The sequence below is a fragment of the Halioglobus sp. D3-4 genome, from assembly GCF_055809315.1.
Map to the genome: position 1 here is coordinate 1,340,419 of NZ_CM147907.1, position 13,300 is coordinate 1,353,718.

General features: G+C 56.3%; 17 protein-coding genes and 3 tRNA genes. 6 read left to right on the forward strand and 14 right to left on the reverse strand.

Features of this window, described 5'->3' with window-relative positions; all coding sequences use genetic code 11:
- The first annotated feature begins 163 nt into the window (after window positions 1-163).
- Window positions 164-808 (forward strand): hypothetical protein, encoded by a 645-nt coding sequence (locus AC0L6S_RS05760; protein ID WP_473427472.1) that lies wholly within the window; start codon window positions 164-166, stop codon window positions 806-808.
- A 53-nt stretch (window positions 809-861) separates the two neighbouring features.
- Here AC0L6S_RS05760 and AC0L6S_RS05765 read toward each other — a convergent pair.
- The 5 genes from AC0L6S_RS05765 to AC0L6S_RS05785 all read right to left on the reverse strand — a co-directional run bounded on the left by AC0L6S_RS05765 (window position 862) and on the right by AC0L6S_RS05785 (window position 4,793).
- Window positions 862-949: transfer RNA gene (locus tag AC0L6S_RS05765), tRNA-Ser, on the reverse strand.
- A 68-nt stretch (window positions 950-1,017) separates the two neighbouring features.
- The gene (locus AC0L6S_RS05770; RefSeq protein ID WP_473427473.1) at window positions 1,018-2,208 is read right to left on the reverse strand and encodes a pectin acetylesterase-family hydrolase; all 1,191 of its coding nucleotides are present in this window, start codon (window positions 2,206-2,208) and stop codon (window positions 1,018-1,020) included.
- 69 nt (window positions 2,209-2,277) lie between these two features.
- Window positions 2,278-3,099: an NADPH-dependent 7-cyano-7-deazaguanine reductase QueF gene (gene queF, locus AC0L6S_RS05775; RefSeq protein ID WP_473427474.1), complete on the reverse strand. Its 822-nt coding sequence runs from the start codon at window positions 3,097-3,099 to the stop codon at window positions 2,278-2,280.
- Window positions 3,100-3,105: 6 nt separating this feature from the next.
- A complete protein-coding gene (locus tag AC0L6S_RS05780) occupies window positions 3,106-3,879 on the reverse strand; it encodes an ABC transporter permease (RefSeq protein WP_473427475.1) in 774 nt (257 codons plus the stop codon).
- On the reverse strand, window positions 3,876-4,793 hold the full coding sequence (locus tag AC0L6S_RS05785) for an ABC transporter ATP-binding protein (RefSeq protein WP_473428553.1): 918 nt from the start codon (window positions 4,791-4,793) through the stop codon (window positions 3,876-3,878). Before AC0L6S_RS05785 ends, AC0L6S_RS05780 begins: the two co-directional genes overlap by 4 nt.
- A gap of 74 nt (window positions 4,794-4,867) precedes the next feature.
- On the opposite strand from AC0L6S_RS05785, the gene AC0L6S_RS05790 reads away from it, so the two are divergent.
- From AC0L6S_RS05790 to AC0L6S_RS05800, 3 genes are all read left to right on the forward strand, one after another.
- A complete protein-coding gene (locus AC0L6S_RS05790; protein WP_473427476.1) occupies window positions 4,868-5,251 on the forward strand; it encodes a PA2817 family protein in 384 nt (127 codons plus the stop codon).
- 84 nt (window positions 5,252-5,335) lie between these two features.
- A tRNA-Glu gene (locus tag AC0L6S_RS05795) sits at window positions 5,336-5,411 on the forward strand.
- Window positions 5,412-5,534: 123 nt separating this feature from the next.
- Window positions 5,535-5,610: transfer RNA gene (locus tag AC0L6S_RS05800), tRNA-Gly, on the forward strand.
- A gap of 129 nt (window positions 5,611-5,739) precedes the next feature.
- Here the strand turns inward: AC0L6S_RS05800 and msrB are convergent.
- The 6 genes from msrB to AC0L6S_RS05830 form a co-directional block, all read right to left on the reverse strand.
- Window positions 5,740-6,132, reverse strand: a complete 393-nt coding sequence (msrB, locus tag AC0L6S_RS05805; protein WP_473427477.1) for a peptide-methionine (R)-S-oxide reductase MsrB — start codon at window positions 6,130-6,132, stop codon at window positions 5,740-5,742.
- A 130-nt stretch (window positions 6,133-6,262) separates the two neighbouring features.
- The gene (locus tag AC0L6S_RS05810; RefSeq protein ID WP_473427478.1) at window positions 6,263-7,411 is read right to left on the reverse strand and encodes an ATP-NAD kinase family protein; all 1,149 of its coding nucleotides are present in this window, start codon (window positions 7,409-7,411) and stop codon (window positions 6,263-6,265) included.
- A 2-nt stretch (window positions 7,412-7,413) separates the two neighbouring features.
- Window positions 7,414-8,565 (reverse strand): 4-phosphoerythronate dehydrogenase, encoded by a 1,152-nt coding sequence (locus tag AC0L6S_RS05815; RefSeq protein WP_473427479.1) that lies wholly within the window; start codon window positions 8,563-8,565, stop codon window positions 7,414-7,416.
- 28 nt (window positions 8,566-8,593) lie between these two features.
- A complete protein-coding gene (locus tag AC0L6S_RS05820) occupies window positions 8,594-9,178 on the reverse strand; it encodes an elongation factor P hydroxylase (protein WP_473427480.1) in 585 nt (194 codons plus the stop codon).
- A complete protein-coding gene (gene tusA, locus AC0L6S_RS05825) occupies window positions 9,178-9,420 on the reverse strand; it encodes a sulfurtransferase TusA (protein ID WP_473427481.1) in 243 nt (80 codons plus the stop codon). Before tusA ends, AC0L6S_RS05820 begins: the two co-directional genes overlap by 1 nt.
- Window positions 9,421-9,432: 12 nt before the next feature.
- Complete coding sequence (locus AC0L6S_RS05830; RefSeq protein ID WP_473427482.1) at window positions 9,433-9,675, reverse strand: YheU family protein; 243 nt, start codon at window positions 9,673-9,675, stop codon at window positions 9,433-9,435.
- 78 nt (window positions 9,676-9,753) lie between these two features.
- On the opposite strand from AC0L6S_RS05830, the gene AC0L6S_RS05835 reads away from it, so the two are divergent.
- A complete protein-coding gene (locus AC0L6S_RS05835) occupies window positions 9,754-10,284 on the forward strand; it encodes a glycine cleavage system transcriptional repressor (protein WP_473427483.1) in 531 nt (176 codons plus the stop codon).
- 12 nt (window positions 10,285-10,296) lie between these two features.
- Here AC0L6S_RS05835 and AC0L6S_RS05840 read toward each other — a convergent pair whose 3' ends face one another.
- From AC0L6S_RS05840 to prmB, 3 genes are read right to left on the reverse strand one after another with little or no spacing between them, the layout of a single operon-like run.
- Window positions 10,297-10,530, reverse strand: a complete 234-nt coding sequence (locus AC0L6S_RS05840) for a hypothetical protein (RefSeq protein ID WP_473427484.1) — start codon at window positions 10,528-10,530, stop codon at window positions 10,297-10,299.
- Between the two features lie 15 nt (window positions 10,531-10,545).
- Window positions 10,546-11,661 carry a chorismate synthase gene (gene aroC / locus AC0L6S_RS05845; RefSeq protein ID WP_473427485.1) on the reverse strand — a complete coding sequence of 372 codons (1,116 nt, stop codon included), beginning with the start codon at window positions 11,659-11,661 and terminating at the stop codon, window positions 10,546-10,548.
- Window positions 11,662-11,711: 50 nt separating this feature from the next.
- Complete coding sequence (prmB, locus tag AC0L6S_RS05850) at window positions 11,712-12,632, reverse strand: 50S ribosomal protein L3 N(5)-glutamine methyltransferase (protein WP_473427486.1); 921 nt, start codon at window positions 12,630-12,632, stop codon at window positions 11,712-11,714.
- A 125-nt stretch (window positions 12,633-12,757) separates the two neighbouring features.
- Between prmB and folE the strand changes: the two genes are divergently transcribed.
- On the forward strand, window positions 12,758-13,300 hold the full coding sequence (gene folE, locus AC0L6S_RS05855; protein WP_473427487.1) for a GTP cyclohydrolase I FolE: 543 nt from the start codon (window positions 12,758-12,760) through the stop codon (window positions 13,298-13,300).

Here is a 13,300-nt window from a genome sequence, read left to right on the forward strand (position 1 = left end):
TGCTGCAGGCCCCATTCTGAATCAGCTATGACTTCTGGGGCCCCATTGGCCTGAAATGATGTTTTATTCTCCCTGCCTCATGGACGAGTAGTCGCTATACTTGAGGCGTATCGCGCTTTCCGAGGCCGTCAGTATGGTTGCTACGCAGGAAAGGAATTCCGGTGTGGACGGACTGAACCCCTTTAGAAAAGCAGGGTTTGCACTGATTGCTGTCGGCTTGCTCGATATCGGCGTTATGATTTACGCGGTCATGAACCGGTTGAACTACTCTTCCAGCCTCAACATTCTTGCCGTAATTGCCGGCATATTTCTCTTGAAAGGCGGCGTGAAAACAGCGCAGGCAGTCCGCTGGTTATCCGCAATGATATTCATTGCATCTGCAGGCGTGATTCTTTTTACACCTTTTCTGACACCCATCGGATTGCTCCTGACAAAATTCCAGATCAATCCCCTGCAAACAGTTGGTTCCAGCCTGATTGCGGTATTATCTATAGCCTTCTTGGCATGGGTATACCTGCAACTATCCAAGCCCGCTTCGCTGCACATACTGAAAAAGGCGGGCTGCAACGTAAGCAAACCCAAATCTGCATACTTCGCGGGCGCCTTTCTGGCGGTTGGGATAGTGGGTATTACATTAAGCATGAAGAATAGCCCACACGCTGACAGGGCCAGATCACTGGCCGCTGAGCAGCTTGGCGGTGACTATCATTACAAGGTTACCCGAATATCGATATCCGGGGATTCAGGAAAGGCAGCTGTGACGGCTTATAATGAGCAGGAGATCAAGGAAGTTGAAGTGGCGTGGTGAATTACCGGGTGGAATCACCCAGTGGTTGTTGTGGATAAAAGTTGTAAGAAATATGGCGGTGAGGGAGGGATTTGAACCCTCGAACGGTTACCCGTTACACACTTTCCAGGCGTGCGCCTTCGACCACTCGGCCACCTCACCATGAGGGCGCGCATCATACCACAAGATGGTGAGCTTGCCAGTCCTGACGGCGCGTTTTAAAGAACCCGCTAATCGATACGCGATGTCCACTCGGCAGTGTCATCCAACATGGCTGTCACCCAATCCAGTACCGTTATACCGTCCACCTCTGCCGCCGTCTTGGCGATAAGGAAGGTATGGTCGCTGCCATCAGCGATCAGACTGCGCACGCGATCCGGGCTGGCCGCTTCCACTTCGCCCATTTCGCGGATCAACTCTGTCTCCCAGGCCGCGCCACCTACACCGAAGAAAAATGTGGCGATGGTGGAATCCTGTTTGTGGCTGAGGAGGCTGATGCGCAGATTTTCGTCCTGTGCCAGACCCCAGTTATGCACGCCAGTACCGTGCCCGTCATCGCCGATACACTGCGGACAACTGGCGGGCAGGAAGGAGTCGGAAATATTCCAGTAGCTCAGCAGTGATTTGAAGAACTCCGGCTCATTGGGCCTGCCCACCGAGACGCCGGAATCGTTGACAACATCGATGGGGACATCTGGATAAAGGGTGCGTACCAGTGGCAGGGCAAAAATAGTACCGAAGCCGCCGCCACTGACGCCCATCAGCACGATGCGACGCGGCGCCGGGAACGCCTGGACGGTAACATCCAGTGCCGCTGACATATTGTGTAAACCATGGTGGAACTGATCGGTGGTACCGGGCTCGATACTGCCGTTGCCGTCAATATCATACTCTGCGTCAGAGGCATGGACACCGCCGTCACAGTAAGGGAGATAAGCCATGTTCATATCGGCAATAGGGTTGCCGGGAAGATCATTGTCGAGAATACCGGCCTTGGGAATGCCAGCACCAGCGGTCTCTGTTGCCGCGCACAAGGTATCCCAACAGCCGCCACCGCCCTGCAGAAAGATAACCAGATCCTCAGATCCCTGATCGCGGGTAGACATCACATACTCGCCCCCGCGCAGACACATCGGGCCGTCGCTGGCACTGAAGCGGTGGGAAACGATATCGCCCTCGGTCTCTGAGAGCATAGGCGTATAGGCGCCCAGATAACGCGTAACGCCCTGATCTACCAGTTCCTGGAATGGGTTGACATCCTCGACCGGCTGATCCGTTTCATCATCACTCTGTCCTGTCGTGAGATTTAAGTTATTGCCGTTTCCACCGGAGCAAGCGGCAAGCGCGGCCGCCAGGGTGGTTCCAATAATTAGTCGCAGGAATCTTTGCAGTGGGCTCGGGCACGTATTCAGCGTTTTCATAATTATTCTGCACCTTTTTGTCAGTTGACAATTTTATTGTATATTGCGGCCCTAGCCTATCGTGACTCGTTACTGACGATCAAGTCTGGGAAACGCGCGCGCTTTTGCGTCCGTACTGCGAAAAGGATTAATATCCATACCACCACGGCGCGTATAGAAAGCTTGGATATGCAGGAATTCGGGAGCGCACCTCGAACTTATATCACAGAACATCCGCTCGACGCACTGCTCGTGGAATTCCTGATGCTGACGGTAGGCGACAATGTACTGCAGCAGGGAACTACGCTTAATCTCGAAACCTCGGTAATGCAGCCACACAGTCGCCCAATCCGGCTGCCCGGTAACAGGACACAACGAGCGCAGCAAATGACTGTAGACGGCTTCCTCTACCAGTAATCCGGACTGCAACTGCAATTGTGCAGCCTGTGGCTCACCCTCCCACGGCGCGAGTGGTTGATCGTCCAGCAAATCCCCACTGAGTGGCGCACCCGCCAGCGCGGGGTCACCAACGTGGAACAGCGACAACGTCACATCGGCCCCCGCCACCGCGCTGACATCGGCCACAATGGTGGACTGCGCCACTTCATCACTGGCAAACCGCGTGCTGTTCAGTGAATTCAGGTACAACTTGAACGATTTGGACTCGACAATATTCGGTGAATTAGCCGGCACCTGAAACCGCCCGACTCTCACCACCGGCTTGCCGCCATCATCCAACCACGACATCTCGTAGGCGTGCCATTGGTCAACACCATAAAACGGCAGTTGCTCGTTCAGACCGAGATCCCGTCGCGCGGTGATACGTGGGATGGGGTGAAGTAACTGTGGCGAGTACCGCTGAACGACCGGCGTATGCTGACCGAGTAACATTCCGCTATCACTGTGGTTCACGACACCCTACTGCCTGAGTCGTTTGCCGGAGTTGAGCAGATGCATGCTGAAGCCAAAGGCCAGTGCAGTGAAAAACATAATCATGCCGAAAGCTACCGTCAGGCTGACATCGGAAACACCCAGAACACCGTAGCGAAACGCATTTACAACGTATACCAGCGGGTTCAGTCGGGACACATTGGCCCAGAATTCGGGCAGCAGATCCATAGAGTAGAACACGCCGCCCAGATAGATCAGCGGCGTCAGCACAAAGGTCGGCACGATGGAGATATCATCGAAGCTGTTGGCGTACACCGCATTGATAAAGCCGGCCAGCGAAAACAGTGTCGATGTCATCAGCACCACAGTGATCACGATAAAATAGCTGTGAATCTGCAGCCGGGTGAAAAACAGCGAAACCATTGTCACGACCACAGCCACCAGCAACCCGCGAGTGACCCCGCCAACGACATAACCCATCAGGATCACGACGTTGGAAACGGGCGATACCAAGAGCTCTTCAACTGCGTGACTGAACTTTGAGCCAAAAAAGGACGACACCACATTGGCATAGGAGTTTGTCACAATCGCCATCATGATCAGGCCGGGCACGACAAATTCCATATAGGTAAAGCCGCCCATCTCACCGATACGCGAGCCGATCAGTGAACCAAAAATAACGAAATACAACGACATGGTGATTGCAGACGGCAGCAAGGTCTGGGTCCAGATACGGAGGTAGCGCTTGATCTCCTTCCGCAGGATAGTCATGAACGCTACCCATTGCTCACGCATACTCATGCTGCACCCTCGACCAGATTCACAAACATTTCCTCGAGCCGATTGGCGCGATTCCGCATACTGCTGACATGAATATCCTCTGCTTCCAGCGCTGAAAAAACGGCGTTCAAATGTTGCCCCTTTTGCACTTCGACCTCCAGTGAGTGATTGTCGACCCGGCGCACAATAAAGCCGTCTATCGCAACCTCCTCGGGTAATTCCTCAACACAATCGAGAATAAACACTTCCCGGCTGAGTTGGCGCAACAGGGATTTGATGGAGGTATTTTCAACAATGTTTCCGTGGTTAATAATAGCGATGTGTCGACACAGCGCTTCGGCCTCCTCCAGATAATGCGTGGTCAGAATGATTGTCGTTCCCTGTTCGTTTATCCGCTTCAGGAACGTCCACATCGACCGCCGCATCTCAATATCGACTCCTGCGCTAGGCTCATCGAGAATAAGTAGACGGGGCTCGTGAATCAGTGAGCGCGCGATCATCAAGCGCCGCTTCATGCCCCCCGACAGCATGCGCGCCGGCACATCGCGCTGGTCCCATATTCCGAGTTCGCGCAAATACTTTTCGGCTCGCTCCCGGGCCAACGCTGGCGGCAGACCATAATACCCCGCCTGGTTGACGACGATGTCCAGTGCTTTCTCAAACTGATTGAAATTGAATTCCTGCGGCACAATACCGATATGCCGTTTGGCAGCGGGAAAATTGTCATCGATATCGACATCGAAAATACGCACGCGGCCGCCCGATTTGGCCACCAGCGAACAAATGATCCCGATGGTGGTGGATTTCCCGGCACCATTAGGACCGAGCAGCGCGAAGAAATCACCCTGCTCCACTTGAAAGCTGATGCCCTTGAGGGCCTCAAAACCGTTGTCGTAGACCTTGCTGAGGTTTTCGATTGTCAGTGCTGGTATCATTGTCGGCAGGCAGTTCGCTTCAGTGGACAGGCGCGCAATTGTACCCGTATTTTGCCAGGTAGACGACATTAGCCATGAATGACCAACAATACCTCGATCACTGTCGCGCTATGCTGGCCGAATTTTCCGGCGAGCTGACGACAAGAACCGCTCAGTTGCCAGACGATCACCCGCTGCGTGAACTGGCCGGCCGCTTCTCGGCGTTGACCGACAACAATGCCGAACTGTACGAGCGTGGCCCGGCGCTGGTGGCACGCCTGTTCGATACCTACCCGGAGTTTGCCCCGACCTTTCCCAGACAGTTGCTATGGTTTCTGGGCGGAGACTGCCTACACTACATGGCGGACGAGGAAATCGAGCAACACCAGCAACTGGAAGAGCTGCGTCTGGCCGCCGCCAGCCGTGGCGAGACCTTCAATTTCAACGACGCCAGAGCTAAGCTGCTGAACTTGCAGTGAAATACACCCGATTTTGCGTCCCGTTGGGCTTGACGCAAACGCCCTGTCTCCATACAATGCGCGCCTCTTGATGAAGAGCATTGCGTCCCCTTCGTCTAGTGGCCTAGGACACTGCCCTTTCACGGCGGTAACAGGGGTTCGAACCCCCTAGGGGACGCCATTCATCAAGTGCCAGATTCGCGGGAATAGCTCAGTTGGTAGAGCGCAACCTTGCCAAGGTTGAGGGGGGGCGCCTAGCCTCGTCGGTTCCGGCGACCACGGCGGTGGATAAACGCTTTTGTGTGCGGGAATAGCTCAGTTGGTAGAGCGCAACCTTGCCAAGGTTGAGGTCGCCGGTTCGAACCCGGTTTCCCGCTCCAATGTATGCTTCTATACGATTACTATGCTACTACTCCGGACAAGCAACCTTGACAAGGTTGTTGCGGGACGCGCAGTCCGGGACGCGCAGTCCGGGACGCGCAGCCTCGCCAGTTCAGACCCGGTTTCCGCTAATCCTTGTTAGCCTTGGGCTCCAACTTCACCGACAGGCTATTAATACAATATCGCAATCCGGTAGGCGCCGGTCCGTCTTCAAAAACGTGGCCGAGGTGAGCGCCGCAGGCTTTGCACATCACCTCAGTACGTATCATTCCGTGGGTAGTATCTCGCTCCTCCTCAATACCATCAGTGTCCGCCGGCTGGAAAAAGCTGGGCCAGCCACAGCCCGAATCATATTTGCTGTCTGACAGGAACAAGGGCTCACCACAGCACCGGCAGTTGTAGACCCCTTCCTCCTTGCAATCCCAGTACTCTCCTGTGAACGCACGCTCCGTCCCCTTCTCGCGGCAGACGTGGAATTCCTCGGGCGTCAATTTACCGCGCCAGACTTCGTCATCATGCATAGTCGTACTCTCACTGTCTAAACGTTTATCACTAGCGTACACCAGCAGGCCGCTACAGACTACGAGCTAGGCTAGTCCCCGACAATTACAGCATTTCACACGCTGCAGCGCTGCGAGGAATCTGTCTGCGCTAAACCGCGCTGACGCGGTACAACAGGTGATCATCGTAGCCGGTATTGATCATGCGGTAACCGCAGAGCGCCTGATCCAGTTCAGCATCATTGGTATCCACCAGTAAAGGGCGGCCCTCCAGCGCAGTAATTTTCGATTTGGCCGCCACTACCGTAATATTTTCCAGTCCCACCAGACGAATCACTGCGGGTGAAAATTGCTGGTTTCCGCGCCCGAATAGATGCCCCTGGCCACCGATAGCGGTGGCAATCAGCTCTGCCGGACCAGATGCTTCACCCAGCAACTGCAACAGCCGCGTTTCATCAGCGTCATTCGCCAACACATTTCCACCGCAAATCACATCCACGCCGAGCAGTGTATTCGGCAGCCCCAGCTCAGCCATTATCGCCGCTGTGGTAGAGCCCGGTCCTACCAAATAGGTCACATCCGGCTGCATGATTTCCGCCTGCCACGCCGCAATGTCAGCGATAGCGAGATCGGGGTCCTCACGCCCACCGACCTTGGTGTGCTGCAGGTAGTGACCTTCACTGGGCACCATCATCTCGCCGTAGAAGCGACTGCGCACCTGACCGCGCCGGAAAGCCTGTTCGTCGATGTCGCGCACCTCCTGCGTATGCACCCCGACCATCCCACCTTCCGCCAGGCGTTGCAGCAATTCCCCTGCAGCTTCCGGTGAGACGGCAAAAACTGCCGAGTGCATCTTGACGCCAGCGGGGATGCCCAGCACCGGACAGCGAGTTCCGATAACGTCGAAGATATCGCGGGCGGTGCCATCACCGCCGGCGAAGAGGATGAGATCGACACCGGCAGCATACAGGCTCGAGGCGGCCTCACGGGTGTCGCTGGCGCTGGTGAGTTCGCCAGCCGCCGTACCCAATACCTGGCATTCAAAATCGAGACCCTCCAGTGCGCGCTCCCCCATGTCGCCGGCCCAGCAGCTAAACCGCACTGTATAGGGAGCACCTTCCAGCAATTGCAGAGCGCGCACTGCCCGCTGCAACGCCCGATTGCGGCTTTGCCGGGGCATCTGTGCGATGCGTTCACGCATCTCGGGGCCATCACTCCCTTTTAGGGCCAGGCTGCCACCCAACCCGGCTAGTGGATTAATCAGTAAACCGATATGCAGTGCAGCTTGCCCGATGCTCATAACTACTCGCTCTCTCTTTCAATGACACAGCCGAGCGCACGCGCCAGAGCAATATGTTGTGGCGAACGCAAACCCCGTATCGGGGAACCCGCCAGTTCACGGCGTTTGCGATAGGTCTTACGCAGCAAATCAAACCCGGCCCCACCGTCCGGTTGGTGCTGCGAACGTGCCACTACCTCGCGCAACAAGCTGTCATCGCGCAGAATCTCGTAGCGCGCTTGTATCAAAAAACGCAGCAGGTTCGCCTGCGACAGATCACCGGTTACGTCTATGGGCGCCACATCGACCGCCTGAGCGCCCTGATCCCCCTGCGGTAAATGCAGGAAGCGGGCCGCAGCGTCACTTAACATGCGGGTGGCCTGTAATTTACCATCCCAACTGTATCCGGCGATATGCGCGGAACCGAGCGTCACCTGTTCAAGCAGGGCAGCACAAGGCTCGGGTTCGTTCTCCCACACATCCATTACAACAAGCGTCTCGGGCTGTACCCGTAAAAAATCTGCCAACGCCGCATTATCAATGACCGAACCCCGACTGGCATTGATCAACAGGGCACCTGCACGCAGTTTCTGCAGCTCACTGCTTCCCAGCAAGTGATGGCTGGGCCAGGGTGCGTCGTTGGTCAGCTGCGCGTGCAGCGTCACCACATCGCAATCCAGTACCGTATCCAGCTCGCACGCATTGGGGATGGTGCTCTGCTCAAGCCAGGGGTCGCATATGCGACATCGCACTCCCAGCGCAGTAAAGCGCGCGGCAACGGCCTTTCCAATCACACCATAGCCGACGATGCCAAGTGTCCCGCCCGCCAACACTTGCTCCAACTTCTCGCCAGTGGCCGCGATGGCTGCCAATACATACTCAACGACCGAATTGGCATTGGAGCCCGGGGCGTGGGCGAACCCGATACCCCGACGCGCGAGGTAGTCACGGTCGATATGATCAAAGCCACTGGTCGCAGTGCCGACGAATTTTATCGCTGATTCATGCAGCAGCGCTTTATCGACACGGGTGACCGATCGCACCAACAAAATATCCACGCCGTTGAGATCCGTGCGAGCCACGGCGCGGCCATTGATACGCCGAACGCGCGCGTGCGGCCCGAAGTATTCTTCCACTGCGGGAATGTTCTCATCCGCCAGTACTGAGAGGTTCACCGGGGAAAGCACGCTGCATCGTCGCGCCTCATCGCTGTACTGCCATTGTGAAGTGCAGTTGCGAAGCGGGCACACTGGTTCCGAATTCAACACATAACGCGCGATAAAACACATCAGCCCTGGGCGGCAGGCCCTCTCGCTGCCAACTGAGTGCCTGCTCCAGTACCGCCTGTTCAAAGGCGCTCACATCGTGTGTGCCGGCGTTAGTCAGATCGATATTGTCGGCACTGACCCGGAAGCGGTAGTTGCAGGCTTGGGAGAAATACCATTCCAGCGCCTGCGGTTTGCGCTCAACCGCCTCAAAGGCCTGTTGCTCTTCAACACCGCGCCCCTCAGGGGCATACCAGTATCCGAAATCAAGCTCACGCCTGCGCTGCTCACCGGCAATGCACCAGTGCGAGACCTCGTGCAAAGCACTGGCGAAATAGTCATGCCGATAGAAAAGCCTGCTGTAGTCAACGGCACCGCTTGCCGGCTGATAGATCGGTTCATCGGCACCACCGCACAGGCGGGTATTGTATTCGCGACTAAAACAGGCATTGAACACATGCTCCAGGCGTTTAGACAGGAACGGCTCCTCAGCAATTGCGCTGACGCGCTCAATCGAGCCCACTACGCCGATTCCTGTTTCCGCAGCAGATAGCGATACTGCCCTTCGAGCTCGTCATGCTGCAGTAACTCATGGCCCAGAAAAACACAGAACTTGGGGATATCGCGCTGGGTAGATGGGTCTGTCGCCAGCACCTGTAAGGTTTCCCCGACCGCGATGTCGCGAATACGGTTGTGTAATAACATCACCGGTTCAGGACAATACAGCCCGGTGGCATCGAGAATGTGATCAGGTTTATCAATCATCGGGGGATTTTATCAGCTGTTGAGCAACACTTCTGCCTGCGCGCGCGGCAGCAGGTCCCACTGCTCGCTGTCCGCATCATAGAGAAGCTGCAGGTCAGCGCTGAGTAGCTGGCTACAAAGTTGCTCGACCTTTTGTGCAAGTGGCGTCTCCCGCTCGCCGTAATCTGTGCCATCGCGGGAGGCAAACTCCTCCAGTAGCGCCTGCAGCACTTCGGCTTGTAAACGTTGCGGTGGAACCAGCACAAAATCTGCCATGATCTTGCTGTTCTCCTTCTGGTGGCGGCGTTAGCGCGCTAATATACGGTCTGTGCCAACGAATGTGGAGTCAAAACTGTGCAAACTTCTTTTATCGTTACTTTCATCGGTGACGACCGACCCGGGCTGGTGGAAAAACTCTCTGCCATCATTGAGAAAAACCAGGGTAACTGGCATGAAAGTAAGCTCTCGCAACTCGGTGGAAAATTCGCCGGCCTTATTCTGGTGTCCCTGCCACAGGATGGCGGACCGGCGCTGGAAGCAGACCTCGCCACACTGGCCGCCAGCGGTATCAGCGTCCGCGTTACCCCGATGGACACGAGTGCGACGCCCGAAAGTGCACCGCCCACCGCAGGACGTGACATCACGCTGACGGTAATCGGGCCGGACCGCCGCGGCATTGTGCGGGAAGTCTCTGCGGCACTGGCACAGCGCAATATCAATGTGCTGGAGTTGGATACCAATGTACAGAGCGCGCCTATGAGTGCCGAGCCGATCTTTGATGCCCGCATCGCAGCGTGGATTCCGGAAGAGACCAATATGGATGACCTGCAAGCCAGCCTGGACGAGATCGCCGACAATATGACACTGGAGATTGATCTGGCGTAGTACTTGCCTGCCCTAGGTCTGGCTGTCATCGCCGCGCCCGAGCAGTTTGCGTATCCCTAGCCAGGATCCCACGCCCAGTGCGGCCAAAACGATGATACCCACGGCAATCATGAGCGTGCCGAACAGCAGATCGAGCATGACCTCTCGGGCTATACCGAATTGGTCGACAGCCGCCCAGACCAGAGTGCCCAGCGCGACCAGCCCGAGCAGCAAGGTACGATAAAATCGTCGGCTGGCCTTACTCATCGCGCAATTCGCATTTCAGGGGGCATTGCCACCCGGCTTTGAGGCGGGAAGAACCGGCGTATCGCACTGCACGTCCATATTCTGGGCGCGATGACGCAGCACATGATCCATGAGTACAATCGCCAGCATCGCCTCGGCGATCGGTGTTGCGCGAATGCCCACACAGGGGTCGTGACGACCGTGCGTAGCCATCTCTATAGCCTCTCCGCTGACATTAATACTGGCTCCGGGTTGGCGTATACTGGAAGTGGGCTTGAGCGCCAGGCTCACAGTAATGTCTTGTCCGCTGCTGATGCCACCGAGCACACCACCGGCGTTGTTGCCGATGAATCCCTCAGGGGTCAATAGATCCCGGTGTTCGCTGCCGTGCTGTTCCACCGCATCAAACCCCGCGCCAATTTCGACCCCTTTGACGGCGTTAATCCCCATCATGGCACTGGCGATGTCGGCATCCAGCCTGTCGAACACCGGTTCACCGAGGCCCGGCATCACACCACTGGCGACGACATTGATGCGCGCGCCGATGGAATCACCACTTTTGATCAGTGCCGCCATAAAGGCCTCCATATCGGCCAGTTTGTCCGGGTCTGGGCAAAAGAAGGGATTTGACTCAACCACCGACCAATCAACCTGCTTGACGCTGATAGGCCCCAGCTGCGCGAGGTAGCCGCGAATGTCGATGCCGTAACGCGATGACAGGTATTTCTTGGCTACTGCGCCGGCGGCAACCCGCATCGCCGTCTCACGCGCAGAGGAGCGACCGCCACCGCGATAATCCCTGAAACCGTACTTTTGGTTGTAGGTATAATCGGCGTGAGCGGGACGGAAGGTATCCTTGATATTGGAGTAATCCTTGGAGCGCTGATCGGTGTTTTCTATCAGCAGGCCGATCGGCGTTCCTGTGGTTAGCCCCTCGAACACGCCTGAGAGAATACGGACTTCGTCGGCCTCGCGCCGCTGCGTGGTAAACCTCGATGTACCGGGCTTACGCCGATCGAGGTCACGCTGCAAATCGGCGGCATCCAGCGGCAACCCCGGCGGGCAGCCGTCAATAATACAGCCCAGCGCCGGACCGTGACTCTCCCCGAAACTGGTCACCGTGAAGAGTTTCCCAATCGAATTACCCGCCATAATATCTGCTGTTCCCGACTACCATTCCGATAAAGCGGCGTATTATAGGCCTATTCGCGCTCACTTGCCCTGAAATCTCGCAACTCATCAGCTGTTAACGCAAAAACACCTTCCCCGCCGTGCTCGAACTCAATCCAGGTGAAAGGTACCTTGGGATAGGTCTCTTCCAGCGCTGGCCAGCTATTGCCCACCTCGACAATCAGCAGGCCGCTATCCCGGAGGTAGCGGCCTGCTGAGCGCAATATACGCCGCGTCAGATCCAGTCCGTCCGCGCCTGAACCGAGTGCGAGTTCGGGCTCGTGGTGGTACTCGGCCGGCATACTGGCCAGATCCGCTGCATCGACATAGGGTGGATTGCTCAGGATAAGGTCATAGCGAACATCACCCAGCGCGTCAAACAGGTCGGACTGGCAGATACTGACACGATCCTCCACGCCCAACAGTGCGGCATTTTCTCGCGCCAACGCCAATGCATCAGCATCCAGATCGAGCAGGTCTACATGGACGTCGGGAAAGTAGTGTGCCACCGCCAATCCAATACAGCCTCCCCCACAGCACAGGTCCAGTATACGTGTTGGCGCAGGACCGCCATACCAGGGCTGGAATTCACCGGCGATGAGTTCGGCAATCGGGGAACGGGGAATAATCGCGCGCTGGTCGCAGTGAAACTGCAGCCCGGCAAACCAGGCTCGCCCCGTCAGGTAAGGCAGGGGAAGCTGCTCGGTGACGCGCCGATCCAGCAGTGATAACAAGCGGCTGACAACAGTATCGTCAAGCCGCTGTGGCAGCACGGCGTCACTGCTGTCCGCTGGCAAATCGGCGGCGTATAGCACCATTTCCACGGCTTCATCCCACGCATTATCGGTTCCGTGCCCGAAAAAAACCTCACCACGTTGCAAGGCGTCACTGCAGTACTGCAGGGCTTCACCGACTGTCGTGGGTCGATTATCTCTGTGTTTATCTTGATTCATCGCGCAAGTGTAACCGATTCTTTACAGGCTGTTATCTGAAATGACCGCCACGCATCAGAATTGCCTTGCTGTAGGCGGGTTGCTACTATCAGTCCCCTTCTCGCGACCACTGTGGAGACAATCTGTTGGAAGATCACTGGGCAAAAATAATTGAATCGATAGGCGAAGACCTGAGTCGGCCCGGCCTGGTGGATACGCCCAAGCGCGCCGCCAAAGCCTTTGCATTTTTAACACAGGGCTACAGTCAGTCGGTCGACGAAGTCGTCAACGACGCACTCTTCCCATCCGCCTCCAGCGAGATGATTCTGGTACAGGATATTGAGCTGTACTCACTCTGCGAACACCATGTACTCCCCTTTATTGGCAAGTGCCATGTGGCCTATATCCCAACAGGCAAGGTGCTCGGTTTATCCAAGGTCGCTCGCATCGTTGACGTATTCGCAAGGCGCCTGCAGATTCAGGAGGCGCTGACAGCACAAATTGCAGAAACAGTCATGGAAGTAACTAACGCTGAAGGTGTGGGCGTCATTATCGAAGCACAGCATATGTGTATGATGATGCGCGGCGTGGAAAAGCAGAATTCGCTGATGAAAACGTCCTCAATGCTGGGCACATTCCGCAGCGAACACAAAACGCGAGAAGAGTTTCTGTCCCTGCTACAGATGTAA